General features: G+C 64.4%; 24 protein-coding genes. 5 read left to right on the forward strand and 19 right to left on the reverse strand.

All coding sequences use genetic code 11. The annotated features are described in order from the left end of the window. Positions 1-475 precede the first annotated feature (475 nt). The 3 genes from JZ791_RS04325 to JZ791_RS04335 are packed head-to-tail and all read right to left on the reverse strand — an operon-like array spanning position 476 to position 4,193. Positions 476-1,621 carry an acyl-CoA dehydrogenase family protein gene (locus JZ791_RS04325; RefSeq protein WP_216892826.1) on the reverse strand — a complete coding sequence of 382 codons (1,146 nt, stop codon included), beginning with the start codon at positions 1,619-1,621 and terminating at the stop codon, positions 476-478. A gap of 23 nt (positions 1,622-1,644) precedes the next feature. Continuing rightward, positions 1,645-3,270 carry an AMP-binding protein gene (locus JZ791_RS04330; protein ID WP_216892827.1) on the reverse strand — a complete coding sequence of 542 codons (1,626 nt, stop codon included), beginning with the start codon at positions 3,268-3,270 and terminating at the stop codon, positions 1,645-1,647. Beyond that, the gene (locus JZ791_RS04335) at positions 3,267-4,193 is read right to left on the reverse strand and encodes an NUDIX hydrolase (protein ID WP_216892828.1); all 927 of its coding nucleotides are present in this window, start codon (positions 4,191-4,193) and stop codon (positions 3,267-3,269) included. Before JZ791_RS04335 ends, JZ791_RS04330 begins: the two co-directional genes overlap by 4 nt. A gap of 48 nt (positions 4,194-4,241) precedes the next feature. Here JZ791_RS04335 and JZ791_RS04340 point away from each other — a divergent pair, with 48 nt between their 5' ends. The 4 genes from JZ791_RS04340 (at position 4,242) to JZ791_RS04355 (ending at position 9,037) form a co-directional block, all read left to right on the forward strand. Next, positions 4,242-5,042 carry an enoyl-CoA hydratase/isomerase family protein gene (locus JZ791_RS04340; protein WP_256461804.1) on the forward strand — a complete coding sequence of 267 codons (801 nt, stop codon included), beginning with the start codon at positions 4,242-4,244 and terminating at the stop codon, positions 5,040-5,042. A gap of 29 nt (positions 5,043-5,071) precedes the next feature. Next, positions 5,072-5,935 carry a PaaX family transcriptional regulator gene (locus JZ791_RS04345; protein ID WP_216892830.1) on the forward strand — a complete coding sequence of 288 codons (864 nt, stop codon included), beginning with the start codon at positions 5,072-5,074 and terminating at the stop codon, positions 5,933-5,935. A gap of 567 nt (positions 5,936-6,502) precedes the next feature. Continuing rightward, positions 6,503-8,092 carry a GMC family oxidoreductase gene (locus tag JZ791_RS04350; RefSeq protein ID WP_216892831.1) on the forward strand — a complete coding sequence of 530 codons (1,590 nt, stop codon included), beginning with the start codon at positions 6,503-6,505 and terminating at the stop codon, positions 8,090-8,092. Positions 8,093-8,098: 6 nt separating this feature from the next. Then, the gene (locus JZ791_RS04355; RefSeq protein ID WP_216892832.1) at positions 8,099-9,037 is read left to right on the forward strand and encodes an SCO6745 family protein; all 939 of its coding nucleotides are present in this window, start codon (positions 8,099-8,101) and stop codon (positions 9,035-9,037) included. Positions 9,038-9,132: 95 nt separating this feature from the next. On the opposite strand, the gene JZ791_RS04360 is transcribed toward JZ791_RS04355, so the two are convergent. The 16 genes from JZ791_RS04360 to JZ791_RS04435 form a co-directional block, all read right to left on the reverse strand. Continuing rightward, positions 9,133-9,891 carry an SDR family NAD(P)-dependent oxidoreductase gene (locus JZ791_RS04360; protein WP_216892833.1) on the reverse strand — a complete coding sequence of 253 codons (759 nt, stop codon included), beginning with the start codon at positions 9,889-9,891 and terminating at the stop codon, positions 9,133-9,135. Positions 9,892-10,096: 205 nt separating this feature from the next. Next, a complete protein-coding gene (locus tag JZ791_RS04365) occupies positions 10,097-10,885 on the reverse strand; it encodes a vWA domain-containing protein (RefSeq protein WP_216892834.1) in 789 nt (262 codons plus the stop codon). A gap of 200 nt (positions 10,886-11,085) precedes the next feature. Then, complete coding sequence (locus JZ791_RS04370; RefSeq protein WP_216892886.1) at positions 11,086-12,015, reverse strand: AAA family ATPase; 930 nt, start codon at positions 12,013-12,015, stop codon at positions 11,086-11,088. Next, positions 12,012-12,509 (reverse strand): flavin reductase family protein, encoded by a 498-nt coding sequence (locus JZ791_RS04375; protein ID WP_216892835.1) that lies wholly within the window; start codon positions 12,507-12,509, stop codon positions 12,012-12,014. The genes JZ791_RS04370 and JZ791_RS04375 overlap by 4 nt, the downstream gene beginning before the upstream one ends. A 47-nt stretch (positions 12,510-12,556) precedes the next feature. Further along, positions 12,557-13,639 carry a 3,4-dihydroxy-2-butanone-4-phosphate synthase gene (locus JZ791_RS04380; RefSeq protein ID WP_216892836.1) on the reverse strand — a complete coding sequence of 361 codons (1,083 nt, stop codon included), beginning with the start codon at positions 13,637-13,639 and terminating at the stop codon, positions 12,557-12,559. Positions 13,640-13,701: 62 nt separating this feature from the next. Beyond that, positions 13,702-14,052 carry a VOC family protein gene (locus JZ791_RS04385; protein WP_216892837.1) on the reverse strand — a complete coding sequence of 117 codons (351 nt, stop codon included), beginning with the start codon at positions 14,050-14,052 and terminating at the stop codon, positions 13,702-13,704. 9 nt (positions 14,053-14,061) lie between these two features. After that, complete coding sequence (locus tag JZ791_RS04390) at positions 14,062-14,871, reverse strand: mycofactocin-coupled SDR family oxidoreductase (protein ID WP_216892838.1); 810 nt, start codon at positions 14,869-14,871, stop codon at positions 14,062-14,064. Positions 14,872-14,945: 74 nt separating this feature from the next. Then, positions 14,946-15,200, reverse strand: coding sequence for a muconolactone Delta-isomerase family protein (locus JZ791_RS04395; RefSeq protein ID WP_216892839.1), 255 nt, complete (start codon positions 15,198-15,200; stop codon positions 14,946-14,948). Between the two features lie 23 nt (positions 15,201-15,223). Then, on the reverse strand, positions 15,224-16,063 hold the full coding sequence (locus tag JZ791_RS04400; RefSeq protein ID WP_216892840.1) for a mycofactocin-coupled SDR family oxidoreductase: 840 nt from the start codon (positions 16,061-16,063) through the stop codon (positions 15,224-15,226). A 14-nt stretch (positions 16,064-16,077) separates the two neighbouring features. Then, positions 16,078-17,256: an LLM class flavin-dependent oxidoreductase gene (locus JZ791_RS04405; protein WP_216892841.1), complete on the reverse strand. Its 1,179-nt coding sequence runs from the start codon at positions 17,254-17,256 to the stop codon at positions 16,078-16,080. A 227-nt stretch (positions 17,257-17,483) separates the two neighbouring features. Next, positions 17,484-19,121, reverse strand: coding sequence for a flavin-containing monooxygenase (locus JZ791_RS04410; RefSeq protein ID WP_308162766.1), 1,638 nt, complete (start codon positions 19,119-19,121; stop codon positions 17,484-17,486). 24 nt (positions 19,122-19,145) lie between these two features. Continuing rightward, on the reverse strand, positions 19,146-20,669 hold the full coding sequence (locus JZ791_RS04415) for an aldehyde dehydrogenase (protein ID WP_216892842.1): 1,524 nt from the start codon (positions 20,667-20,669) through the stop codon (positions 19,146-19,148). Positions 20,670-20,716: 47 nt separating this feature from the next. Further along, positions 20,717-21,697 carry an alpha/beta hydrolase gene (locus JZ791_RS04420; protein WP_216892843.1) on the reverse strand — a complete coding sequence of 327 codons (981 nt, stop codon included), beginning with the start codon at positions 21,695-21,697 and terminating at the stop codon, positions 20,717-20,719. A 100-nt stretch (positions 21,698-21,797) separates the two neighbouring features. Next, positions 21,798-23,762 carry a GAF domain-containing sensor histidine kinase gene (locus tag JZ791_RS04425; protein ID WP_216892844.1) on the reverse strand — a complete coding sequence of 655 codons (1,965 nt, stop codon included), beginning with the start codon at positions 23,760-23,762 and terminating at the stop codon, positions 21,798-21,800. After that, positions 23,750-24,421, reverse strand: coding sequence for a response regulator transcription factor (locus tag JZ791_RS04430; RefSeq protein WP_216892845.1), 672 nt, complete (start codon positions 24,419-24,421; stop codon positions 23,750-23,752). The genes JZ791_RS04425 and JZ791_RS04430 overlap by 13 nt, the downstream gene beginning before the upstream one ends. 23 nt (positions 24,422-24,444) lie before the next feature. Further along, complete coding sequence (locus JZ791_RS04435; protein WP_216892846.1) at positions 24,445-25,677, reverse strand: CaiB/BaiF CoA transferase family protein; 1,233 nt, start codon at positions 25,675-25,677, stop codon at positions 24,445-24,447. A gap of 98 nt (positions 25,678-25,775) precedes the next feature. Between JZ791_RS04435 and JZ791_RS04440 the strand changes: the two genes are divergently transcribed. Next, positions 25,776-26,519: an IclR family transcriptional regulator gene (locus JZ791_RS04440; RefSeq protein WP_216892847.1), complete on the forward strand. Its 744-nt coding sequence runs from the start codon at positions 25,776-25,778 to the stop codon at positions 26,517-26,519. The last annotated feature ends 128 nt before the right edge of the window (positions 26,520-26,647 follow it).

Raw genomic sequence — 26,647 nt, forward strand, 5'->3', positions numbered from 1 at the left:
CGTCGACCGGGAGGCCGATCGCGTACAGAACCCTCCGATGTCGCGCACCTTCGGCCATGTCGTCGAGGTGCGGGCGGGGCTGGATGAGACGAGAAGGGTGGCCGGAGCAGCGGCCTCAGCAATGGGAGTATGCATATGACTTCGCCTCTTTCGCGCAAGCGATTCGTATTGCTCCAGTCAAGCCTTATGGTCCATGTCACATAAGGGTCCTGGGATGCGTCTCGCGCGCGACATCTGTCGCGTCCGTGTCAGGAGACGATGGCGACGTCTTCGCGTATTGCCCACAGCGCAGCGTGAATCCGCGAGGACAGCCCAGTGTCTACGGCATCGCCGAAAGCTCCGCGGCGGACAGCATCGCTCAGCCGCCGAGCCGCACACGACCGGCCGGCCCCGGGCGTTCCGTCGATGATCGCGATCCGATCCGGGGCCGCGTCGACGGCCCGGCGGAGCAGCTGCATCAGCTGGCCGTCGGAAATCAGGGAGCGAATGTGCGTCCGAATACCGAGCGCGCGACCACCAGCTTCGCGATCTGTGCGGTACCGTCGGCGATTTCGAATCCCATGGCGTCACGCATCCGCTGCGCCTGGGGGTTGTCCGCGGACCAGGCCGCGTGACCGTAGGTGAGCAGCGATTGATGAATCGCTTCAACTGCCGCCTTCGGCGCCCACCACTTCACCATGCTCGCCTGGGTCGTATGGTCGAGGCCCTGGTCCTTGCGCCACAGCGCTTCGTAACACAGGTGGCGAGCACCGGCCACGTAGGTGAGGTGTTCCACGAGCGGAAAGGCGACGCCCTGCCGCGTGCTGATCGGGGCGCCGAAAGTGTTGCGCTCCTTGGCATATTGGATGGCGTCGTCCAATGCGGCACTCGCGGTCCCCAGTGCCAGCAGGCCGATGATGGCCCGCGAATACTCGAATCCCTGCATGACGGACACGAATCCGGAGCCCTCATCACCCACCATCCGATCGGGCGTGACCGGCAGCCGGTCGAAGAACAGCGAGCACCGCCCGGCGGCACGGTTGGCCACATCGTTCAGACGTGTTCGTGATACGGCGGGGTGATTCAGCGGAACGTAGAACGCGCTCACACCGCGTGCCCCGGGTCCGCCGGTGCGCGCGAAGACGACGGCGTGGTCGGCATCCTCGGTCAGCGAGATCGAGGTCTTCTCACCGGAGATCTCCCACCCGTCCGCCGTCGGTTTCGCCTGGAGTTCGATATTCGCGGCATCCGAACCGTGCCCCGGTTCGGTCAACGCCAGGGTGGGGATGACGCTTCCGTCCGCGATGGGCGCAAGCCACGCGGCCAGTTGCTCGTCCGACGCCGCCGACAGGAAGATGTCGCAGACCAGTGCCGTGGACAGCAAGGCGTAGCCGGCGTTGATATTCGAGCGGGCCACCTCCTCCGCGGCGATGCCGACCGTGACCGCGTCGGCCCCCGCGCCGCCGAATCGCGCCGGCACCCGCAGACCGAACAGGCCCACCGCCGCCATATCCGTGAAGATGGACGGGGTCATACGTCCGGTGACATCGTCGCGCTGATAATGCGGAGCCAACTGTTTCTCGGCGAATCTCCGGATCTCCCGCCGAAAGATCTCTTGCTCGTCGGTGAAGGAGAAGTCCATGGGACACAACCCTTTCCAGGTCCTCAGTCGAGCGCCGCGGTGGGCAGACTCGTGGTCGAATCACGCAGCGCGCGCCGCAGAATCTTGCCGCTCGACGTCTTGGGCAGACTGCCGAGAATCTGTATCTCGCTCGGCCGCTTGTACGCCGCGAGTCGCTCTCGCACGAAAGCAGCCAGTTCCGCGGAGTCGACCGACCCCGGTTTCTTCAGTGAGACAAAGGCTTTCACCGTCTCGCCGCGATACCGATCCGGCGCCCCCACCACCGCTGCCTCCAGGACGGCCGGATGCTCGTACAGTGCGTCCTCGACCTCGCGCGGCCACACCTTGAAGCCCGAACAGTTGATCAGATCCTTTTTCCGGTCCACCAGGAACAACCAGCCGTCCTCGTCGACGACGCCGATGTCGCCCGAGTACAACAGACCGTCACGGATCGTCGCCGCGGTGGCATCGGGCCGATTCCAGTAGCCGCTCACCACACCCGGGCTCGACAGCACGACCTCTCCGGCAGTGCCCGCGGGCAGTTCGTTGCCGTCGTCGTCGACGATGCGCACCGAGGTGCCCGGGGTCGGCAGGCCGACCGCCAGCGCCCCGGTGGTCGGATCCACCGGCGACCGCATTCCCTTCGGCGTCAAGTGGGTCGCCGCCGTCGCTTCGGTCATCCCGTAGGCGCCGAGCAACTGCTGTCCGGTCCGTTCTTCGAACGACCGCGCCGTGGCGGGCGAGATCGGCGCGCCGCCGCTGTACACCCGGTCGAAGGCAGCGAAGTCCGAGAGGGTGAATCCGGGGTTCTGCAGCAGCCCGATATACGCGGTGACCGGGCCGACCGCAAAGGTGGGCCTATGTTCCCGGATGCTGTCCAGCATCACACCGGGATGGAACCGGAAGCTCAACACCAGCGGACAGCACGAAATCAGGGCCGGAACCAACTGCACCATCAATCCCGTGATGTGGAACAGCGGAGCCAGCGCGAGCACCGTGCTGTGCGGCCCGACAGCGGTGACCGCACAGGTGGCCCGGCCCACGGAGATGACATTGCGGTGGCTGCACATCGCGCCCTTGGGCGCTCCCGTCGTCCCCGAGGTGTAACACAGGAACGCGACGTCTTCGGGAGACGGCTCGTGTGGTCGCGGCGCGCGGCCGCGGTACCGCGCCAGCAACGTCTCGAATTCCAGCACCCCCGTCGCCGGTTCGACGGTCCGGTCCGCCAGCACCCGCTCGTCGTTCCTGGTCTGCATACCGCAGCCGCGGGCGGTGATCACCCGGCGAACCGCAGTGGCCGCCACGACGTCGCGGGCCACGTCGCGCCACAGCGTGTCCAGCGCGACGAGAACCACTGCCCCGCAGTCGTTCAGATGGTGTTCGAGCTCGGCCGCGCGCAACATCGGATTGACCGGAACGAGAATCGCGCCCAGCTTCCAGACGGCCAGCAACGTGAGCACGTAGTGCGGCATGTTCTGCATGAAGGCGGCCACCCGGTCGCCCGGCCCGACCCCCTCGGCCGCCAGCGCGGCCGCCAGCGCATCGGAGAGTTCATCCACCTGCCGCACCGTCAGGATGGTGTCGAAGTAGATCAGCTGGGGTCGATCCGGATACCTGCGGGAGTTCTCGCGAAAGACCCGCAGTGTCGTAGGCGGTTCGGCGGTATTCATCGCGCTTCCCCGGCCGCCGGATACATCTGCAGTTGCGCACGCAGCCCGAGTTCGACCAGGTCGTCGGGCAGCGCCAGATACATTCCCTCGTCATCGCAGACGGCCCGCGGCCGGATCGTGGGCACGACGCGGTCCGAGTCGAGCACCTGGTCGACGCCGCGGAACCGATAGAGCTCGAGGCATGTGCAGTACTGCGGCGGCAACAGAGGCAGCCGTTTGTCGTCGGCCTGACGAATCGCCTGCTCGACATTCATCCATAGGCCGGCGGTCGATTCACGCGAGACTCCAAGTGTCACTTGATCATCGGGGCAACGGGCTACCAGGAACCAGGTGTGGAATCGACGCGGTTCGAACTCGGGGGTGATCCAGACCGACCAGGGTTTGAGCCAATCGGACCGCAGCGTCAAACCTCGCCGACGCAACAGTTCCGCCAAGCCGAGCCGGTGCTGGGACAGCGACTCGCGATCCTCGCGCCAGTCATCGGAATCCAGGTTGCGCAGCTGCGAACCGTTCGTCGGCGACGCGAGCAGTACGCCGGACTCCTCAAATGTCTCTCGCACCGCGGCGCACACGACCGCGCGTGCGCTGTCCGGCCCGATCCCGAGATCCTCGCCCCATTGTTCGGGCGAGGGCCCGGTCCAATCCGAGATCGGCTCGGCATCGCCCCCGTCGACGCGACCGCCCGGAAAAACCGGCCGACCGCCTGCGAAATCCATTGTCGGCGAACGCATCAGCAGATGCACCTCGAGGCCGGCCGCACCATCACGCAGCATCACCACGGAAGCCGCGGGTCGCGGTTCCGCGGTATTCGTCGTCGTAGAAGTTGCCCGGAACATCTTCTCTGGCAACCGAATTCGTGGGTCCATCGCACCCCTTGAAAAGAAACGGCGCAACCCGCCACTCCCGCCGACTACCGGCCCCATCCAACGAAGGGAGTAGTACATCCGAGTGACGTGGGTTACAGTGCTGCCATGAACTTATACATAGATACTGACTCAGTCAATGTTTTGGTCGAAGATTCCGTCGCGACCGTAACCATGAATCGACCGGAACGACGCAACGCGTGGGACGACTCCCTGGGCAAAGGACTCGAACGCGCATTCACGGCTCTGTCGCACAACGACGAGGTCAGGTGCATCGTGCTGACCGGTGTGGGGACCGCCTTCTGCTCCGGCGCGGACCTGGCCACCGGGTTCCCGACCCTGCCCTCGGGTCACGACGACCTGACCGGAACACTGCGGCGACGTTTTCACCCGGGATTTCTCGCGATGCTCGATACCCCGAAGCCCGTCATCGCCGCGATCAACGGACCGGCTATCGGCGCGGGGGCGTGCCTGGCACTCGCGAGCGACATCGCCATCGCCGACACTTCGTCCGCTTATCTCCAGTTTCGTTTCAGCGCCATCGGATTGATGCCGGACGTCGGCGCCACAGCCTTGCTGGCGTCCACGGTAGGGCCCGCCAAGGCGGTCGAAATCTTCATGCTCGCCGAAAAATTGGACGCCCGGCGATGCGCCGACCTCAACCTGGTGTCCCGCGTCAGCGAGGATCTCGCTCGGGACACTCACGAGTTGGCACGACGCCTCGCACAGGGGCCGACCGCGGCGTACGGCACTACCAAACAAGCCGTCCGCGCCTGGTCACGAAGCCAGATGGCCAACCACATCGAACTCGAAGCCGCACTCCAGCAGACCCTGATCGCCACGGCGGACTGGCGAGAGGGCAGGGCCGCATTCCTCGAACATCGGCAACCGGTCTTCACCGGTAAATAGCCGAGCCGAGGCGTGAAAGGATGTACGGCGTGTCGCAAGCCCAGGAGGACGGCCTCCGCAACGGTGCTCTGGCCCCCGCGCTCCGCCCTACACCCGGCACCGCGCAGGCAACCTTGCTCAATATTCTGGGCGATATCGTTCATCCGGCACGCCTTCCGGTGCCGACCGCCGCAATGCTCGAGGCAATGGTCCGGATCGGATACTCCGAGCCGGCCATTCGCCAGGCGATCCTTCGCTGCTCCTCCGCCGGCTGGATCGCGAAGGAGAAGTCCGGGCGGTCGACTCGCTGGACACTGACCGAATCAGGGATCGCGCTGGTCGAAGAGGGAGTGTCCGGAGTCGAACAGCTCTCGGACGCGCACTCCGATTGGGATGGCCGATGGCGAATCGTCATAGTGACGATCCCCAACGAGATGCGCTCCGTACGCGACCGCCTCTATCGCGCACTTCGATGGGACGGCTTCGGGAGCCCCCTACCCTCGGTATGGGTGTCCCCCCATCCCGCCCGTCACCGCAGACCGAGTTCGGCGATCACCGAACTCGGTCTCACCGACTTCACGCTGTCGTTCGTCGGCGAGGCCGATAACGTCGGACTTCCCGTTGCGGAAATCGTCACGCGCGCATGGGATCTCGGCGGACTCGACCAGCACTACACAGACCTGGTCGATCGCTTCGAGATGCTCAAGCCCGCCACCGACGTCGATCACTTCGTCGCACTCCTGCAACTCGATCAAGAACTGCAACAGCTACTCGTCACCGATCCACATATACCGAGTTCGCTGACTCCGCACTGGCACGGGCGAGAGGCCGCCGGCCGACTCCTGAATCTACGCCGCGAATGGCACACCCCGGCAGAACATCACTGGAACAGCATCATGAAACGCCACACCTGATTCGCTGATTCGCGGCTCTGCCGCGGGTCGCATCACATCGCGCACTCTCGCGCCCAGTTCCCTTGTCGCACTGCGCAATACGGCGAGCCCTATATCGCTGGAGCGTGGCGCAGCCCGGCGACCAGCGACACCATCACGGTGAACTCCCCCGCCACCGAGCAGGTGAGCGGCCGCGTCTACCGTCGATGTCGATCTCGCCGCTGCCCGGCATACCTTCGACGACCCGGACAGCTGGCGCCACGAACAGCGCGGGGAAGCCTCGAAAGCTTCGCATCCGAATGAGCGAGGCCGTGGCTGCGGCGGGCCTGCCTCCTTGCGTCTTCAACGTGGTGCCCGGCGATCGTGACGTCGGCGCCTATCCGGTCGAGACTTTCAGGACGTTTTGCCACAGGTAGGCGAGACATATGTCGCGACTTTGTGCTCGACTGTAGTGCACATCACTCGCGTTGAGGTACAAAACGTTGAGAGATTTCAGCTCGCCGGGCACCTAATCTGAAGGCTCGGCTCCGAAATAAGAGCGCAGGCATTCATGAGATTCAATTATCAAGAATTACATCAGAGGATGCGATGAAGCATTTTGATTTCCTGATTGTCGGCGCAGGCTCGGCGGGATGCGTCCTGGCCGACCGCCTGAGCGCCGCCGGCAACAGCATTCTGATCCTCGAGGCCGGCGGCCTCGACGACGATCTGATGGTCAAGGTCCCCGCGCTGTTCTCGGGGCTCTTCCAGGGGCCGAACGACTGGAACTACAACAGCGATCCCGAACCCGGGCTCTTCGGGCGCAGGCTCTACCTTCCGCGCGGGAAGATGCTCGGCGGGTCCTCGTCGATGAACGCGCTCATATACATGCGGGGCGCCCGGCAGGATTACGACGGCTGGGCTCGCGACTGGAACGCGACCGGCTGGTCCTACGACGAAGTTCTCCCCTATTTCATCCGCTCGGAGAACAACGCGGACATCCGGGACAAGTTCCACGGAAATTCCGGCGGCCTGCACGTCACCACGCAGCGCTGGATATCGCCGCACGCTGAGGCATTCATCGAGTCCGCGGTCGAGGCCGGAATCGAGCGGAACGCGGACTTCAACGGAGCCGATCAGGCCGGGACCGGGATGTTCCAGGTGACCGTGCAGAACGGCGGGCGCTGCTCGGCCGCTGACGCCTTTCTGCGCCCCGCTCTCGAGCGGCCGCAGGTCGAACTCCTCACCGGGGCGACCGCGCACAAGATAGTCCTCGAAGGAGGTCGCGCGGTCGGGGTCGAATATGAGCACCAGGGGCAGATTCACACCGCGTTCGCCGACCGGGAGGTCGTGCTGAGCGCGGGGTCGTACAACTCACCGAAGCTGCTCATGCTGTCCGGCATCGGGTCGGCCGACCACCTGCGGGAATTCGGCATCGAGGTGGAAGCCGACTCCCCGCACGTCGGGTCCAACCTGCAGGACCACCCGCTGACGCTGCTGCACTGGGCGACCAGTTCCCCGGACACGATCGCCGATGCCGCCGATCCCCGTTACATGGAGCAGTGGCTCGCCGACGGGACCGGAAAGCTGTCGTCCAACGCGGCCGAGTCCGCGGCCCTGTGGCGCTCGGATCCCGCTCTCGCCTCGCCTGACTTCCAGATCATCTTCGTGCCGGGATTCTTCTGGGAACACGGAATGCGACGGCCGGCCGACAGCGGGATGACGATCGGCTTGTCCTATAACGGGCCGTCGTCCCGCGGATCGGTGCGCCTGCGATCGGCCGACCCGGGCGATGCCCCCCGAATCGTCAGCAACCTGCTCTCCCAGCAGTCGGAGATCGAAGCCGTCATCCGCGCGATCGGCCTCGTCGACGAAATCACGGCCCGCGGGCCGCTGACAAAGGTCATCGGCGAGCGCCTCAATCCCGGACGGGGGGTCAGCGCGGCCGAGCTTCCCGCCTGGATCCGTGCGGAAACCCAGCACATGTACCACCCGGCCTGCACCGCCCGCATCGGCACACCGGAAACGGGCGTAGTGGACGCGGAACTGCGAGTCCACGGTGTCGCCGGCCTGCGGGTAGTGGACGCATCCATCATGCCGGAGATCGTCTCCGGAAACACGAACGCGCCGACGATCATGATCGGTGAAAAGGGCTCCGATCTCATCCTCGGCCGAGTTACCAGCCAACACGGAAAGTAGACAGCAGTGAGTGGATACGCAGACGGACGTTTTGCCATGGTGGCCGTCGGGATGGGAGATATCTTCTGGCTCGCGCCCCTGGTCGCGCCGGCCGGCTCGAAACGGTGGAAAGATATCGGGCTGGACGATTTCTCAAAAATGTATTATGCCATCAGGTCCGCGCCTCTCGGCCGCGTCCCTGCCGAGGTGGTCGCCTCGGCATTCTACGGATTTCATCCAGCCAAAGTAGCCCGCTACATCCCGGCTGTGTGGGAAACGACGACTCCGGACGAGACGCTCGAAACCCTCCGTTCTATCGCGGACGACGTGTTCCGCGCTCAGCTGGGCGACTGGGTAGGATCGGCCGACGCACAGCAGGCCGCCGACCTTCTGCGGCGCGCGGCGGATGCCAGGTGCGAGGCCGTCGGCGGCCGCCCGCTCTCTGCCGGGTACGCGTCGCTGCCCTGGCCCGACGCGTCTGATCCGCACCTGACGATCTGGCATGCCTTCACTCTGCTGCGCGAGTACCGCGGCGACTCGCATATCGCCGCCCTGGTGGCCAATGACATCGACCCCTGCGAGTGTCACCTCCTGATGGCGGCCGCGACCGAAGGCGGATGCGAATGCCATCAGGCGTTCCGCCAGATGGGTCTCCGTGTGGACACCGAGACCCCGCCTGATCCTGCCGTCCCCACCGACCGGGAGTGGCCGGTCGCCGACCGGCGGGCAGCGCTCGCCCGGCTCTGTGAACGCGGGGTCGTCCGGGAAGACGGAGCGATCACCGAAGCCGGCATGGAACTGCACATCGAAGTGGAGCGGTTGACCGATCGCATCGCGTCGGCGCCCTCGAACAGCGCCTTCGAGGACGCGGAACAGCTGACAGCGCTGATCGCGGACCCGGTCCACCTGCTTCGAAGTGCCGGCGATGTGGCCGCAGTCGCGGCCATCCGCAATGAAGACCGCTGAACTCGAGAGAGAAATGATGTCGCGCCATCGTCGCGCTGTCCCCGTCCACCGAAGGGGCCACGGCTCCTCTCGGTCCCGCCGCGGGGACGGACGGGTCACGCCTGGTCGATGGGTCTCAGCACGATCTCCGCCACGGCGATGCGGCGGGGGTTCTCCACGATGTACGCGATCGCGTCGGCGATGTCCTCGGTGCGCAGCTGCTCGAGATCGCTGAGCAGCGCGCTGGCGTAGTCCGCCATGTAGTCGCGCTGGACGAACAGCTCCGTCGCGGTAGCCCCTGGCTCGATGACGGAGAACCTGACACCGCGCTTGGTGAACTCCTGCCTCCACGCCTCGGTCGCGGCGCTCACCCCGAACTTGGTGGCGTTGTACCCCGCCACGGTGGCGCGAGCGAAGCGCCCCGCGATCGAGCTGATGTTGACCACGTCCGCGACTCGGCGCGGCTCGGTCTCCGCGGCGGCAAGAAGGTGCGGGAGTGCTCCCTTGACCAGATAGAGGACGCCCTTGAGGTTGAGGTCCACCATCATTTCCCAGTCATCCAGGGGAATGTCGAGCGACGGTGCGTTGAACATGACACCCGCCGCGTTGACGAGGGTGTCGAGGCGGCCGAACTCCTCGACCGCGGCCGCCACAGCTCCGAGCGCCTCGTCTCGCTGAGTCACATCCGCCGGCACCACCAGGGCCGTGCCGCCGTCGGCTCGGATGGTCTGCGCCAACTCCTCGAGACGCTCCTTCCGGCGCGCGACGAGCGCGACCGCGGCGCCGTCAGCCGCAAGCCGGCGAGCGGTAGCCGCACCGATGCCGCTCGAGGCGCCTGTCACCAGGCCCACTGTGCCTGCGAGTTCGTTGCTCATCTGACGATGTACCATCCTCTCGATCCGGCCCCGGAAGGCAGTCAGCCCGTCCACCACGATGTTCTGGCTACACGCGGCACTGGACACGATAACAACCCGAACTGGGCGTGAGTGCGCCGCCGGATCCGAACGTTCCTGTCGACCAGGCCACCGACGCCGCCCTTTTCGGTGCGATCGTCGGTCGAGCACGGTGGGAGGTGGAACATCAGCGACCGAAAATCTTGTTCAAAGCTGGTGCGACATCGCGGTGGGTTCGTATCGGAGAGAGGGTGCCGTGCCCGAGCCGAGCCAGGTCGCGACCGAGCGGAAGGTCATGCTCACCGTCCATCTCGAGCAGTACATGCAGCGCACCGAAACGGCGGGCCAGTTCCCGCGGATCAGGACCGGCGTTGTGTACGGCATCGGTGAGCAGAATGGCGGTGCGCCGGTGTACCCCGGAACGGTTCAGCTCTGTATGCCCCACCGATAATCCGAATCCGACATTGGTCAGCCCGCGCGCCGGGATTCGTAGTAGCAACTCCAAGAGCTCGGCCGAGGTGGCAGAACCGATCAACGGCTTGATCACCGCGGCATCCGACCAGAAGGCCACAATTCCGAGTTGGTCACCTGCGGTCGATAGGTCGGCAGAGAGTGCGGCGATCGTCGCTGCCGCGATCCGCACCTTTTCACCACGCATGGAACCCGACACGTCGGCGATGAGCACTGCGGCCTGCCGTGAGCGTGTCCTTTCTCTGACGACGATGTCCGTGTCCTCGAGATGAGGCCGTCCGGCCATATTCTCCAGAGTTCTTTCGAGATCTATGTCGTCGGAGCGGTACGAGTACGGCATCGGGCTCGGAATACCCGCATTTCGCTGCGTTCCCGAGGGGCGAGGTCTGCGGCCTACGGTCAGCCTGTGTGCGATAGCCTGCGCCATAGCAGCCACAGTAGGATCGAGAATCGTATCTTCGAGCAGATCGTCGAGTTCGCACTGCGTCGCCGCCTGCTTGGTCACAAGCGTTCCTTGCCCTCCGACCGGTCCGGATTCATCATCGGCGCGGCGCGACTCGTCGATGTCGGCAACGACCATGCCCGTATTTCCTCTGGTGAACAGGCGAGGCGCGGTGTCGATCTTCTTGGGTTTGCGGCGCAGCGGAGCAAGTGGCCGCCGCTCACCGAAATCCGCAGTGGGCAGCGCGACGGCACTGTCGACGTTCAGACTGTTGCGACCCGGCGCTGCCCGCCGGGGTCGCAGAAAAAATGGTTCTCCCAGATTTCGGTGATGACTTGTTCCGGGGATACGTCGGCCGCATCGTCCACGGCCACCCGGGCAGACAGTGCCAGGAGAGCCGCGTCACGCACGATGTGCAGCCGATCGGAATCCGATGCGATTGCTCTCATTGCCGTGGCTATCGCGGCGAGGTCGATCGCCCCGCGGACAGACGATCCGCGCCGAAGATCGGGGTGGATGCGCGTAGCCCGGGTCAGCGCGACGCTGTCGTCGATCAGGTCCTGGTCCGTGCAGCCTGTCTGCCGAGCCACGATGGCGCACTCTTCCTCGGCACTCTGATAATCCACCGCCAGGCGATTCCACCGGTCGTATACGGAGTCCGAAATTCGTGCCGTCCCGATGTTGTCGAACGGATTCATGGATGCCAGCAAGCGGAAGGTCGGCTGCGCGGTGACCTTCCCGACTCGGGGAATATGGACACATCGTTCGGCCATCGCGCCGAGCAACACGTTGAGAGTGTCCTCCGGGGTGCGGTTGAGTTCTTCGATATACAAGAACCCACCGGTCCGCATAGCCTGCACGAGCGGCCCCGCGACGAAATTGTCCTCGGAATAATCTTCGCGCAGGACCCGAGCCGGATTGTGATGGCCCACCAGCCGCGCAGGTGTCAGTTCGGCGTTACCTTCGACGAGAACGAAGGGAACGCCCCAATGATCGGTAATCGCACGCAGTAATGTCGACTTGGATGTCCCCGGAGGGCCCTCGATCAGAATATCCTTGCCGGCAGACACGGTAGCGAGAACCATCGTCAATTCCCGGGTCCGCCCGACGACCGCGTTCGCGATATCTTCGCGCGCCTTCACATCCAGCAACCCACCGGCCTCCGTACGCCGGACCGGTGCCTGGCGGGTCATATCGCAGCCAGACGACGGAAGCGACTGCCATGAAAAATCAATGGAGGCGTATCCGGCTCCGCGCGAAGTCCGTGCACCTGAAGTATGGCGATGGCGTGATCTCCCGCTTCGACCTCGGCATGGAGCGAGCACTCGAGCCACAGGCTCGAGCCGTGGACGAAGATGCCGCCGCCGCGAGAACGGTCCCACTCGACGCCGGCGAATCGATCGCCGGTCTTGTTCGACAAGCTGCGACAGGCTTGATCATGTCCCTCCGCGAGGACACTCAACCCCAATCGGCGGGAACTCCGCAGCCGCGGCCAGGTTTCCGACGTGTCCTGTACGCACACCGACACCAGCGGAGGGGTGAGCGACACCGCGGTGAACGAGCTCGCCGCCATCCCGACCGGTTCACCGTCGACGATCGAACATACGGCTGTCACCCCGGAGGGAAAGCACGCGAAGGCCCGGCGGAGCCCGCCGGCATCCTGGTCGAACGGATCGATCTCAATCATTCTGCGTCACACCTTCTCGGAGACGTTCACAAGTTCTTCCGCGCCGCTCATGCGCTGGCCCGCTCGGCGAGGATCGGGGCCGGCGACCCCGAAGCAAGGTCGAGGGCGGTGAGCTGAGCCGATGCAACACCCAGATCCGACAGGATGCACGCGACAGCGGCGTTGATCCTCTCGGTATCGCCGACACGCGAATGGCCCGAGAGCCCACAGGCATTGGGCGGACCATCGGGTCGTACGTACACGACCACACCACACTTCATACCGGCCACGGTGTCGAGCGCGGCCGCGAGGCGCGTCCCGCAATCACAAGCGCCGGAACCGAATACGTCTCCGGTCAGGCATTCTGTATGCACATGGATGGGAACATCCGCGCCGTCCACGTCACCGCGGACCAGCGCGACGTACTCAGCGGCATCGTGATCGCCGCGATAACCCACGGCACGAAACAGTCCATACGCCGTGGGGAGTCCGGCATCAGCGTGCCTGTGTACCTGGGGTTCGGTGAGTCTGCGGTAGGCGACCAGGTCCTCGATGCCGACCAGTTGGAGATCGTGCTCCGCGGCAAACCGCTCCAGTTCCTCCCCCTGCGCCATCTCACACGGTCGATCCGTCGAGACGATCTCACAGAGACCTCCGGCCGGGCGAAGACCCGCGAGCCTCGCCAGATCGACCGCGGCCTCCGCCCGCCCGGGGCGCCCGAGCACACCGTGCGCACCGACCGCGATCGGTATGACGTGTCCGGGGCGACTGAAATCGTCGGGTTCGGCATGTGCCGAGGAAAGTCCGGCAATAGTACCGGCACGATCGACCGCCGATATTCCGGTGCCATTTCCACGAAGATCGACCGACACTCGATACGCGCTTCCCAGCGTGTCCCCGACACTGTGACTCACCGGAGGAAGTTCGAGTCTCGAGCAATCCTGTTCGGTCAGTGCGACACACACGAATCCCGAGGTGTGGCGAATGGTGAAGGCGAGCAACTCCGTCGTGGCATATTCCGCGGCGAACACCAGGTCACCGCTGTTCCGGTCGGTGTCGACAACCACGACCACGCGTCCGGCTTTCATCGCGGCGACCGCACGCTCTACGTTGTCACGTACCAGCGTGGATGAAACGGGGAGCCGGCGCATGCCTGTCCTTTCTTCGCGAGGCGACACCGGGACTCAGCGCCCTGGGTCCGCAGTCTTGTTCTTTATGAGGGTCCGTAGAGCACGAATACGTTGTTCCAAGGATCGGCGGCGACGGCGCGAACTTCGTGCGGTCCCCGTTCTGCCTGGCGAACGATCCTGCCGCCCGCTCGTTCGACAGCGGCGAGTGCCGCGGTCACATCGGCAACCTTGAAGGACGCCGCCACGCGCTCGGCAAGGTCCTCGCGTGGCGAGACCAGCGCCAGCACCGGCCCGCCGGCGTCGAGCGCGGCGTACCGATCCCCGTCGACGAATTTTGCGACAAGGCCGAGGCTCTCCCGATAGAACGACGCTGCGGCGACGACGTCCTCGACGGGATGCGTGACATTGCCCAGCTTTACCTCGAACGATTCCACTGCGTTTCCTCAGAACGTGGTCCAGCCGGCATCTACCGGCAGCGCCGCGCCGGTGATGAAGGCCGAATCATCGGAAGCGAGAAATACCACGGCGCGCGAAATCCCATCGGGCGGAATGAGACCGTCGGGCAGGAGCGACCGATCGAGCGAGAAGAACCGCGGCTGCCATTCGCTCGACTTCTCGATCGTCCCGCCCCGAAGCATCTCGGTGTCGACCATGCCCGGAAGAATCGCGTTGGCCCGGATGTTGTGGGATCCCGCCTCCCAGGCAAGGGTTTTCATCAACCCCAGCACGCCGTGTTTCGCGGCCGTGTAGGCCACCGAGGATGGCTGAGCCTTGATGCCCATTGCCGACGACGTGAGGACGACGGACCCACCTCGGCCACCTTCGATTATTTTCGGAATGAAAGCCGTTGTCGCCTTCCAAGCCCCTGTCAGGAGAACGTCCACGCTCTCCTGCCAGTCCTCTTCTTCGGTCTCCCAGCTGTTTTCGGAAATGGCCCAGATTCCGTGATTCACCACGAGGACGTCGATTCGACCGAACTCGGTCATCGCCTCGTCGGCAAGCGATTTCAGGGCAGCAAGATCGCGCACATCGACTTTGCGCGCCAAAATTCTCTGATCTTCCTTCTCGACCAGGCGTACGGTCTCGGCCATATCCTCCGCCGTCGAACCCGCGTGCAGCGGCGTGCGCAACTTTTCGAGAACATCGACCGCGACGATGGTCGCACCCTCCTTGGCCAGCGCAACAGCGTGACTTCGCCCCTGACCACGTGCAGCGCCGGTGACCACCGCGACTTTCCCTGCGAGTCGTCCCATTTCGATAACTCCTTGTATAGACGATATATGGCACTGCTCCGCGCACCATCCCGACGAAGTGCGCCAGAGACGAATCAGAGGATTTCGACGACGTCCACAACGAATGTCATCGTGCTGGATCGGGCGAAAGGCAGCGACTCGAGCGCTTCCTCGAGCGCGGCGGCATCGGGAGCCTCCATGATCAAGAAGGCGCCGGTGTCGTCGGTACGCCGGATCAACTGCTCGATGACGCCCGCAGCGCGCAGTTCATTGACACGAGCAAGTTCGGCGGCCATCTCGGGTGCGGGATCCTTGCCCTCGACGAAGCGTGCGTCTACGTGGAACTTCACCGGTACTCCTCCTCGGACCGCCGCTACTTGAGGAGCAGACCGGCGTCGATCGGCAAGGTGATCCCGGTAATCAGCCGGGCATCATCGGAGGCCAGGAAGACGACGGCCTTGCTGATATCGAGCGGGTCGGCGACCGCCACCGGGAGAATGTGCAGCGAGGCCGAGGCTTCCTCGAAGTCCTCTTTCGTCGGATGCTCGAGATCCGGCCGGAAGATCTTGTACGTCTCGTTGTTCATGATCATCGGTGTATCGACCTGAGTCGGATGCACGCTGTTGACACGAATAGAGTGCTGGCCGAGTTCCGCGGCCATTGTCTTCATCAACCCGACCACCCCGTGTTTCGCGGCGCTGTACGCGGCAATCCCCTGATAGACGCGCAGCGCGGCCGCCGAACTGGTGAGGATCATCGAGCCGCCGCGGCCGCCCTCGATCAGGTACGGCACTGCGGCTCGGCAGGTCTTCCACACTCCGGTCAGGTTGATCGCGAGCATCTGCTCCCACTGGGCTTCGGTGATCTCGTGAGCCGGGATCGACGAGGCCGCGATTCCGGCGTTCGCGACCACGATGTCGAGCCTGCCGAGTTCAGCGACAGCGCTTCGCAGCGCCGCACCGATCGCTTGACCGTCACGGACGTCGACATGCGCGGTGACGACCCGCCGGTCGAGGTTTTCGACCTGTTTCGCGGTTTCGGCGAGTTCCTCTTGCGACCCGAGCGGATACCCGAGTCCCAATTCCGGTTCGTCGTGAGCGATATCGACCGCGATGATATCGGCGCCGGCTCGCGCGAGTTCGATTGCGTGACTTCGTCCCTGGCCGCGGGCGGCTCCGGTGATGAAGGCGACTTTGCCTGTCAAATTGTTCATGAAACGACCTCTGTTCAGGAAGCGGCGGCGGTTTCCGCGGCGTGCTTGGCCATGGCGTTCTCGACGCTCTTCATCTGTGCGCCGCCGAGGTCGCTGCGGGTTGTCGCGGCCCATTCGGCGCTCGCGCGCAGCGCCTCGACGCTCCCCTGGAAGGCGGGGAATACCCGCTCCGCCATCAATTCATAGGAATGCAGGGTAGTTGCCCAGTCAGCCCACTCGTGCGTCATCACCAGATACGCTCCGAATCCGCCCTTGGACTGGGCCTCGAGCTTCGAGATCTGTTCGATCGCATCGTCGGGCGTGCCGATCACCCCGAGACCGGAGTTGATCACGAAGTCGATACGCTCCTCGGTGGTTCTGCCGGCAACGTTGAAGTGGACCGCGGCCTGCACGTCCTGGAAGTAATCGAACCAGGCATCGATGCCGTGGCGAACCTGCTCACGGGCCAGCTCCCGGGTCTCCGCGATATGCATCGGACCGACGAGGCGCCACTTGGAGCGATCCGCGACCTGACCGAACTGGGCAGCGCGCTGCTCCATGACATCCCAGTGCAGAGCAAGGGTGTCGACGCCATCGGGCGCCATCGCCGACATGGTCGCGCCGATCGACAGGACACCGTCACCGTACTTACCCGCGATCCGCGGACCGGTGGGCGATGCCACCGCCGCGACGGCGACCTCGAAATCCGAATAGGGCCGCAATTGGGTGCGGGCCTCGACCAATTCGTAGCGAGAGGTCTTGTGGCTGACGGTCTCACCGGCAAACAGGCGCTTGAGGATATCGACGTCTTCCTCGAGGGCGTTGCGCTGCTCCAGCGGATCGATGCCGATCATATAGGCGTCGGTGGTGAGTGCACCCGGTCCGAGACCGAGCATGGCGCGACCACGGGTCAGGTGGTCGAGCAGAATGAAGCGATCGGCAACCCACAGCGGGTGATGGTAGGGAAGCGACAGCACGCCCGTGCCGAGCTTGATCGACTTCGTCTGAGGCGCCACGTTCGCGATGAAAGTGATGGGATCACTGATGATCTCGCATCCACACGAGTGATGCTCACCGATCCACGCCTCATCGAAACCGAGATCGTCGAGATGCTGGATGAATTTGATATCACGATGCAAGGCAAGATTGGGATTCTGGCCCATCGGCAGGTGGTACGGCGCGTGGAACACACCGAAGCGGAGCCGGTTCGTCATAGGATTCTCCTTGTTTACTGCTGAGTCAGGAAACGATCGCAGGGCGGGCCGAGAGATCTGCCGTACGCGCGTTCCTCGCATCGATTGCCGAGCGAGCGGATCGCCACGGCTGCTGTCGCTTCCGCGTCGCCGCGTTGGCGACCTTTACGTTCGCATTCGACGCTACGAGGTAGATGAGACCCGCGTCACTGTCGTTTCCGACAGGATCCGGGTCACGGTTGTCATGGTCAGCCCACTGCGGCGGTGGCCGACGTGTCGACACCGTCCAATAGGAAAGGCCTATATCGGTTGGCTGCTATTTCGTCGCATTTGTCCCGATATCGATCGAGGCCCCCGGCGTAGGGAAGGAATCGACGTGGCTTACCAGGGACGTTTTCGCCGGTGTACCACGACTTGGCCTTCACATAGAGGGTGGTCGAAGCGATCTCGTCGACATGCTGGGCCCACTGCTCGTCGAACTCCGCCGTCGATTCGATCGTGGAGAGGCCGTTCGTGCGCAGATAGTCGATGCAATCGGTGATCCACTCGACATGTTGCTCGGCGAAGGCGACGACGTTTCCGAGCACGGAGGGGCTGCCGGGTCCGTTGACCAGAAAGAGGTTCGGGAAGCCCGCGACTTGAATGCCGAGCGCCGCCTTCGGCCCTTCGCGCCAGTACTCCAGCAGCCGGCGATCGCCTCTCCCCCTGATGTCCATTTCCAGCACGGCGCCGCTGATCGCGTCGAAGCCGATTGCGAAGATGATCACGTCGACGGGGTACTCCACCCCGCCACTGACAAAGCCGGTGCCCGTGATGCGCTCCACGGGGTTCTTCAGTAGATCGACCAACTCCACATTCGACCTGTTGAAGGTCGCGTAATAGTCGGTGTCCGCACAGAGCCTCCTGGCGCCGAACGGGTAGTCGGTGGGGCTCAAGGCCCTCGCAGTCCGAGGGTCGTCGACGGTCTGCGTGATCTTGGACCGAGCGAAATCACCTACGGTGGCGTTGACCTCGAGATCCGCCAAACCGTCCGAGAATGCTCGTAGCACGGCAGGCGCCCCTCCGATTCGCCAAGCTTCTTCGAGCACCTCTCGACGCTCTTCCAGTGTGAGATCAGCGCCCGGCCTGGGCTCCAGGAGAAACGGCATTCCGCCCGGCGTGCGGCGCGTGCGAGTCCGGCGTGCGGCGTAGTCGGCCTTGACGGATCCGAGTTCATTGTCGGTCAGTCGCCGATTCCGTGCCGGCACGGTGAAGTTCGGGGTGCGTTGAAGCACGTAGAGGTGTTCTGCCTCCTGCGCGACTTTCGGGATGACCTGGATTCCCGTGGATCCCGTGCCGATCACGGCGACCCGCTTGCCTGCGAAATCGACTCCCTCTCTCGGCCAGCGGGCAGTGTGGAACCATTCTCCCCGAAAGCCGTCGAGGCCTTCGAACTCCGGACGCTTCGGCGCCGACAGCCCACCGGTCGCCATCACGCAAAAGGTAGCGTGAACGATTTCACCTGTAGCGGTCTCGATTTCCCAGCCGCCCCCGATGAACCGGCAGCCGGTGATCCGGGTGTCGAACACGATGTGGCGGCGAAGATCGAAGCGGTCGGCGACATGGTTGAGGTACGCCAGGATCTCCTCCTGCGCCGCGTACCGCTCCGACCACACCCACTCCTGCTGGAGTTCCTCCGAGAAGGAATACGAGTAGTCGACGCTCTCCACATCACAACGGGCGCCGGGGTAAGTGTTCCAGTACCACGTACCGCCCACGTCCGCGCCGGCCTCGAACACGCGAACCCGCATGCCCATCCGCGTCGCGCGGTGGGCCAGATAAAGCCCGGAAAAACCCGCGCCGACAACAACCACGTCGAAATCGGGTTCGTGCGCTGTGTGCTGCACTATCTGTGATCCTTTCTGTGCAGATCAGCTGCGAGGGAGCGTGAAGGGATCGCGAGTCCCACCCGACAGTTCGAGCCACACGGACTTGACCTGGGTGTAGTCCAGGACTGCGTCGAGGCCGTTCTCCCTTCCGAAACCGCTTTTCCGCATACCGCCGAACGGAACGTGTGGTGAGTAGTTGCGGTAGCAGTTGATCCAGACGACCCCGCACTTCAGACGCTTGGCCATCCGGTGAGCGCGCTGCACGTCCCGTGTCCACACACCACCGGCGAGGCCGAATTCGGTGTCGTTGCCGAGTTCGACGGCATGCGCCTCGTCGCGGAACGGGATGACAGCGAGCACCGGGCCGAAAACCTCTTCGCGAGCCAATCGCATATCGGGCCGGACCCCGGCAAAAATGGTCGGCTCGACGAAATACCCACCGGAAACCTGTTCGGGAGTAGCTCGCCTGCCACCGGTGACCAGGGTGGCTCCCTCGTCCACGGCACTCGCGACCAGGCCGAGAACCTTGGTCAACTGCGCTTCGCTGACCAGCGGCCCCATCTCGCTGGCCATATCCTGTGGGTCACCGAGCCGGATCTTCTCCGCCCGCGCGCGAAGCCGCTCGACCAGCTCATCGTGGACCTCCTCCTGTACGAGCAGACGTCCGCCGGCTATGCACATCTGTCCCGTCGAGGCGAACACTCCGCCGATGACACCGTTGACAGCCGCATCGAGATCGGCGTCCGCGAAGACGATGTTCGGCGACTTGCCACCCAATTCGAGGGTCACCGGCGCGACATGCTCTGCGGCCGCCTTCATGACCTTGGCCCCTACCGCCGTTGAGCCGGTGAAACTGACCAGCGCGACACCGGGATGCCTGGCAAGGGCGTCGCCGACGACACCCGTTCCGGTCAAGACATTGAATGCTCCCGCCGGAAAACCCGCTTCTTCGACGAGTTCGGCCAGGAGAAGGGTAGAAGTGGGAGTCTGGTCCGCGGTCTTGATGACCACCGAACAGCCGGCAGCCAATGCCGGAACAACCTTCATCGTCGTGATCAGGAGCGGGGAATTGAACGGGATGATCGCTCCCACGACACCGACCGGTTCGCGCGTCGTGTAGACGAAGTAATTGGAGTCTCCGGTGGGGAGCGTATGACCGGCGATCTTGTCCGCGGCGCCGGCGAAGTAGCGAAGCCACGCCACGACCTGCCCCACGACCGGTCGGGTCTCGCGAATCAACTTGCCGTTGTCGCGTGTCTCGACGGCCGCCAAACGGTTGGCATCACGTTCGACGAGGTCTGCCAGCTTGTTGAGCAACCGTGCCCGCGCCGGGCCTTGTGTTTCGCCCCACTCCCCCGCCAACGCGTCGGTCGCGGCGGCGACTGCCCGGTCGACGTCAGCGGCATCCCCGGCCGGCACGCTCGTCCAGGCCGTGCCGGTCGATGGATCGATGGATTCCAAGACCGCACCGCAGTCCGCGGCCGTCCATTCCCCTCCGATGTACATCGAGTCGGGAAGGTTGCCGAACAAATCGGCCTGCGATTCGTCTTTTGTGGTGGAGGACATACATTCACGCTACGAGTCCGGGGATGCTGCCGAACCTGTTGCATCCGTCAGGGTTTCGATGGACGGCAGGCGTCGGAGATCGCGACCGCGACCGCGCGAACGGCGTCGTCGGCGACTGTGAGAGCTCCGACCATGGAAAAGAACCCGTGAGCCATCGTGTCGTAGCGATGTACCGTCGTCGGTACGGATGCCTCGCCCAGCCGGTGTGCGTAGTCGAGGCCCTCATCGTGCAGCGGATCATGTTCCGCGACAACGACTATCGTTGGCGGGAGCCCGCGCAGGTCTGCCGACAGACCGGGCGAGGCGCCGACCTCGCCGCGCATGGCGATATCGGGGACGTACTGTGACCAGAACCAGTCCATATCGTCGGCACTGATGAGCAGGCGTTCACCGCGATCGCGATAGGAAGCCGTGCTCATTCGATGGTCGAGAACCGGATAAACGAGCACTTGCAGAACGATCTCCGTACGTTCCGACCTGCTCGCGTGCTGCACGGCCGCCGCGACGAGGTTGCCGCCGGCACTGTCGCCCATCACCACCAGCGGTGCTTGCGCGGCTATCGTGTTCGAAACCCAATCGACCGCATCGACGGCATCATTGGCTGCCGCTGGATAGGGGTGCTCGGGCGCGAGCCGATAATCGACGCTGACAACGTCACAACCGGTCAGACCCGCGAGCAGGCGACAGAGCCCATCCGATTCGTCGATACCGCCGAATACCCATCCGCCGCCGTGGAAATACACGACCACACCCTGCGCCGGTCCACTCTGCGGACGATAGTGGCGTGCCGGAATGCCACAGTCTCGACCAGGAATAACGAGATCCACGACGGCCGCGAGCTCGCTCGTCGGACTTGCACCGCGACTCAGCGCAGCCCGGCGCGCACGGATCTCGGAGGCTCCGAGAACACGCATGGGTTCGTCGAAGTGCTGTTGAAACATTTCAACCACCGCTCGCATTTGCGGATCGAGCGCAAGCCCCAGGTGATCGTCGCGCAGAGCGGGACTCACTCGTCCGACATCAGTCATCGCAGGACTCCTATCGAAACAGGGAACACATCGGTCCTCGGATACGGATACCGCATGCCCTCCATCGTGTAGACCGGGGTAATCCTGCGGCAACTGGCGCTTACGCCAGTTGACGTCGCTTCCCCGGCATCTCGATGATGACTTCGACGCCCCCGGCGGGCCCGGGCTTGAGCACCATCGACGCGGACTGCTCGGTCAACTTACGGCGAGTGGAGGTCAGTCCGTAGCCGGGTGCCGCACCCCCGAGCCCGACACCGTCGTCGGACACTCGAAGAATCACCCGGTCCGGAATTCGGCGGGTCAGCGTCGCAGAGATCGTGCACGGACCCGCGTGCTTCGCGGCATTGATCATGGCTTCCCGCCCGGCGGCAAGCAGCGCCGCGGACGCACGGGCGCCCAACTCGGGCAAGTCGTCCCCATCGGGCAGATCGACTCCGATCTCGATGCCGAACTGCAGTTCGACCTCGGCCACTGTGGCGAGCAGTTCCTCACACAGGGATCGCCCGGGGTCGGCCGCTGCCGCAAGGTGGTTGATCACCTGTCGAACCTCGTAGTCGCTGCGCTCCATCAGGTCCAGCGCGCGTCGCACCTCCAGGGATCCTGGATGATTCGCGGGCATCTCGCGTTCGAAGAACTCCTCTAGACTCTGCAGAGATAGCTTTCCGGCGAAGAGCAACTGTGCTACCCGATCGTGGATATCATCCGCGATACGCAACCGTTCCTTCATACGCGCGGTCTCTGCCTGCTCACGCAAATACCGATCGGTCGTCCATCCCAGTGCGATCGTCTCGGCCATTCGTCGGGCGGCGTTACGCTCGTGTCGGCGGAACGGTAACCAAGGCGTTCGGAGCAACGCCAGCGTTGCGCGCACCTCACCGTCGACCGTAATGGGAACCTGAATGGAGACCCATCCGAATTCGCCGGGCAACGCGGGCCTGTACATCGCACTACGCAGACCGGAGGACTCCGCGTCGATCCCTTTCAGGAATCCGGTCACCGACTCCACCGATTCGGGATCGCCGGTGATCGCCCGATGCCCGGTTTCCCGGTAGGCGACCACCGCGGACACGCAGGACAGCACCACTCGAAGTTCGTCCAGAAACGGCTCGATCTCACCGAGACCGCGCCCCGATGCGATAGCGGCGGCCGCACGACCGACGGTGGCTACCAACTCTTCGCGTTGTTTCATTTCGAGGCGCTGACGAACTTGCGCCACCGCCGATGCTATGAACGGTGTGAGGCGCTCGGCCAGATGCGCGTGACGCCAGGTGAATGCGGTCGGCCGATTGGCGACGTGGACGACACCCAGTCTTTCTCCCCCGACATTTATCGGCAGCGTGATGAGGCGCTCGACCCGGAAGGCCGCATACCACTCCGGAAAGCGAGGGATCTCGACCTCGGGATGGTTCGACAGCATGGTCTCACCGCTCCGGAACACTTCGGCCGTCGAAGTGGCCACATCCGTACGCTGCACGACAGCCGCGGCCACGAGATCGCCGGACGCCCCGAACGAGCCGGGAAGTACTTGGAGGATATTGCGGTCGTTGAGCACCGATACCCCCGCGGATGTCCCGTCGACGAGAGCGCCCAATGCGGCGGTCACACCTCCGAGCAGCTCTTCGATCGACTCCACCGTCAACGCGAGCTCAGCCAGGATGTGGCCACCGGCGACGATCAGGCATTGTTCAGCCGGCCGGGTGTTGTCGACAGCGGCCGCCGCAAGGCGTGCCAGTGCGCGAAAGGCCACCGCTACATGCCGTTCGACGACGGGCGTGTAGGTCCATTCCGCCGTGAGCGTGTAGCGGCCGTCGGCGCCGCTGGACACGGTGGCGACTGTTACGTCGCGAGACCTGTAGTGCTGCAACGGAAAATCCGCGCACAACCGGGATCCGTCCACCGGCGCCGGCGAGCTCAATCCGGTGGGGAGGCCGCAGCACGCCACAATCGCGTGCCGGTCCGACAACGTCACGGTCTGTGCACCGAGTATCCCGCGTGCGGTCTGCACGAACCGGAGCGCTCGCACGTCGTCCACGGTATCGGCGGAAACAGAATTCAGCGCAGACATGTGGTTTCCCCTGCTGTGGCCACTTCGGGGTCGATCAGGCCCTCGCGAAGAGCGGTGACGATGAGTTCGGGCGTCGTTCTGACCCCGACTCTTTCCTTGATTCCGTTGACATGGAAGCGAACTGTGGACTCGGATATGTGCAGGCGTCGCGCTATCTGACCATAGGTCAGTCCTTCCGCTACCAGCTCCAATACCCGTATCTGGTGCTGTGTCAGCGCCCGGCCGCCCTGTATCGGCCGAGAGTGTTCCGATGTGCCGGGCATCAGGTCACGACGCACCACACCTACCTGACCGGCCAGCACGGCGGTGAGCAGACCCCGAAGCTCCTTCAGACCCGCACCCTTCGTGGCATATCCCGCGGCTCCGGCGCGAAGGCACCGATGAATGACGTCCTCCGCGTTGGAGCTGCTGACGACGACCACTGCTGTATCCGGCCGCGCCTGCAGGAGTGCCTTGCACAATCGGTCACCGGACATGTCGGGAAGGCGATAATCAACGAGAAAGAGCTCGGGCCGTTCGAGGGACTGCACCTTCAAGGAATCCGCGCCTGTGCCCACTTCCCCCACGATCTCGACGTGGGGGTTTTCGAAGGCGCAGAGTATCGCTCGCAGGCCCTCTCGCACAACCTCGTGATCGTCGACGATGCATACCTTCACCACTGTTTCGTCCTTTCGCGTCCGATTCAGATGACGCTTTCTTCCCGCAGTCGGCCGATATCTTCGGGGGACATCTCGAGGAATGTTCGAAGTACCTCCTCGGTGTCTTCGCCGAGCAGCGGCGCAGGAGCGGCGGGCGCCGGCGAGTCACCCATCTGCAGCGGGCTTCCGAGCACGGTGCACGCACGCTCTCCCTCTCCGATCTCGGTGAGCATCCCCCGATCCCGCAGCACCGGATCGTGAATCACCTCGTTCAGAGACCGGACCGGCGCGGCCGGAACGTCCGCGGCCTGCAACAGACGGAATGCCTCGGCCTTGTCCAGCCCGCGAGTCCACGCCGACACGGCGTCATCGATGTCATCCATCTTCAGAACCCGGCCGGCCGGAGTCGCGAGTGCCGGATCGTCCGCGAGATCGTCACGGCCCATGAGACCGCAGAGATCGGTCCAGTGCTTCGGACGTAAGCACAGGATTGCCAGCCAGCCATCGATGACCGGGTAAATGTTGTACGGGCACACCGCGAGACCACCGTGCCGATTGCCGGTGCGCTCGGGAAAATCACCGCCGGCTTCGAGCAGACCCGCGATATTGGATGTCAATGTCGGGACGATGGCGTCCTGCATCGCCACCTCCACGTGTTGCCCCTCCCCGGTCCGCTCCCTTTGGAACAGGGCAGCGAGAACCGCGGACGTCAGGTGGCTCCCGGCAGCGAAGTCCACGACCGCGGGCCCGGCCTTCACCGGAGCCTGGTCAGCGAACCCTGTCGTGGTCACGACCCCGGACATGGCCTGCACCGTGACGTCCATCCCCCGCATTCCTTCGGCCGCAGGGTGGTCGCCGTAGGCGCGACCCGACGCGAGGACGAGTGTCGGTCGCACCGCGTGCAGCACATCCCAGCCGATGCCGAGCCTGTCCATGACACCAGGGGCGAAGTTCTCCACGACGACGTCCGCTCGACGTACCAGCTCGAGGAAAAGATCTCTGCCCTGCGGTTTCTTCAGGTCCAGACGCACGCCCTTCTTACCCGCGTTGAGCATGAGAAACGCCTGTCCGGATGTCGCACCCGAGGACCGCCAGCGAATCGGCTCACCGCCGAAGGGCTCGATCTTGATCACTGTGGCACCGAGCGACCGCAAAAGATGGGTGCAGTACGGCCCGGCATAGACCTGCCCCAGGTCGAGCACGACGATCCCCGCGAGGGCGCCTCGGGGCGAACCGAGGTCTTGCTCGCGAATGGTCCCCGCGTGGCTGTCGTTCATGCCGCTCCGTCCGTATATCCGGATACAAATCCGTACCTACGGATACGATAAGTACGGCGGACCACGCCGTCAATGTCCTCACCGTTAGAGTCGGAACGATGCCGCCACGTCACCACCGCACTGTCGATCGAATCGCCGCCATCCTCGACGCGGTCGCTCCGGTGACCCCGGGCCTGACGCTCGCCGCGCTCGCGGACCGTCTCGACGCGCCGAAGAGCTCGATCCACGAACTGGTCAACGGGCTCCTCGCAACGGGATACCTCGTCGAGAGAGATCACCGGGTCAACCTCGGTCCCGCACCCTTTGTGCTGACGCTGAACGGAAACCGGATGGCGGCCCGGGAGATCGACCGCGATCTCCTCCCGCGGATCCATGACGCCGTCGGGTGCAGCGTGCTGATCGGAATCCAGGTTGGCATGTCGCTGGTTTACATCGATCAGCTCGGCGACGAGCCGGCACTCGAATTCGCCGCCCGGAACCACAACAGGCGCTCGCTGTACGGAACCGCGTCGGGAAAGGTGATCCTGGCGAATCTTCCCGGACGCGACATGGATGCGCTGCTGCACTCGGCGACTCCGGACGAACGTGAAGAAGTGGACCGCTTCCTGACCGAACTGCCCGACATCAGGGCCACAGGACTCGCCTATAATCCGGGATTGACAATTCCCAATGTATACTCCGTGGCCACCGCTCTGCGCAGTCCGGACGGTCTTCCCGTCGCTGCCGTCTGCGCCATCACCCGGAGTGAGCGGAAAGAAGAACTTCCAGGAATCGGGCGAAAGATGCGCACACTGCTGGCCGGAGCCGAGACCATTCCCGACGCTTCCGGCCTGCGGTGCTAGAAACAGGATTCTCGTAGCTATCGCACGCCGAGCCGTTGCGCGACCAGATGCCGGTTTAAATGTGAGCATCGTTCACACGCCTCGCCGCCATCGATTGTTCCGGCCCCGCACCGTGGCTGCATGCAAGG

The sequence above is a fragment of the Nocardia alni genome (assembly GCF_019038435.1).
Lineage (GTDB): Bacteria > Actinomycetota > Actinomycetes > Mycobacteriales > Mycobacteriaceae > Nocardia > Nocardia alni.

Excerpts from the sequence above, each read along its gene's own strand:
- JZ791_RS04325 (WP_216892826.1), bottom strand. The coding sequence starts at position 1,621 with ATGGACTTCTCCTTCACCGACGAGCAAGAGATCTTTCGGCGGGAGATC.
- JZ791_RS04330 (WP_216892827.1), bottom strand. The coding sequence starts at position 3,270 with ATGAATACCGCCGAACCGCCTACGACACTGCGGGTCTTTCGCGAGAAC.
- JZ791_RS04335 (WP_216892828.1), bottom strand. The coding sequence starts at position 4,193 with ATGGGGCCGGTAGTCGGCGGGAGTGGCGGGTTGCGCCGTTTCTTTTCA.
- JZ791_RS04340 (WP_256461804.1), top strand. The coding sequence starts at position 4,242 with ATGAACTTATACATAGATACTGACTCAGTCAATGTTTTGGTCGAAGAT.
- JZ791_RS04350 (WP_216892831.1), top strand. The coding sequence starts at position 6,503 with ATGAAGCATTTTGATTTCCTGATTGTCGGCGCAGGCTCGGCGGGATGC.
- JZ791_RS04360 (WP_216892833.1), bottom strand. The coding sequence starts at position 9,891 with ATGAGCAACGAACTCGCAGGCACAGTGGGCCTGGTGACAGGCGCCTCG.
- JZ791_RS04370 (WP_216892886.1), bottom strand. The coding sequence starts at position 12,015 with ATGACCCGCCAGGCACCGGTCCGGCGTACGGAGGCCGGTGGGTTGCTG.
- JZ791_RS04375 (WP_216892835.1), bottom strand. The coding sequence starts at position 12,509 with ATGATTGAGATCGATCCGTTCGACCAGGATGCCGGCGGGCTCCGCCGG.
- JZ791_RS04380 (WP_216892836.1), bottom strand. The coding sequence starts at position 13,639 with ATGCGCCGGCTCCCCGTTTCATCCACGCTGGTACGTGACAACGTAGAG.
- JZ791_RS04390 (WP_216892838.1), bottom strand. The coding sequence starts at position 14,871 with ATGGGACGACTCGCAGGGAAAGTCGCGGTGGTCACCGGCGCTGCACGT.
- JZ791_RS04400 (WP_216892840.1), bottom strand. The coding sequence starts at position 16,063 with ATGAACAATTTGACAGGCAAAGTCGCCTTCATCACCGGAGCCGCCCGC.
- JZ791_RS04405 (WP_216892841.1), bottom strand. The coding sequence starts at position 17,256 with ATGACGAACCGGCTCCGCTTCGGTGTGTTCCACGCGCCGTACCACCTG.
- JZ791_RS04415 (WP_216892842.1), bottom strand. The coding sequence starts at position 20,669 with ATGTCCTCCACCACAAAAGACGAATCGCAGGCCGATTTGTTCGGCAAC.
- JZ791_RS04420 (WP_216892843.1), bottom strand. The coding sequence starts at position 21,697 with ATGACTGATGTCGGACGAGTGAGTCCCGCTCTGCGCGACGATCACCTG.
- JZ791_RS04425 (WP_216892844.1), bottom strand. The coding sequence starts at position 23,762 with ATGTCTGCGCTGAATTCTGTTTCCGCCGATACCGTGGACGACGTGCGA.
- JZ791_RS04435 (WP_216892846.1), bottom strand. The coding sequence starts at position 25,677 with ATGAACGACAGCCACGCGGGGACCATTCGCGAGCAAGACCTCGGTTCG.
- JZ791_RS04440 (WP_216892847.1), top strand. The coding sequence starts at position 25,776 with ATGCCGCCACGTCACCACCGCACTGTCGATCGAATCGCCGCCATCCTC.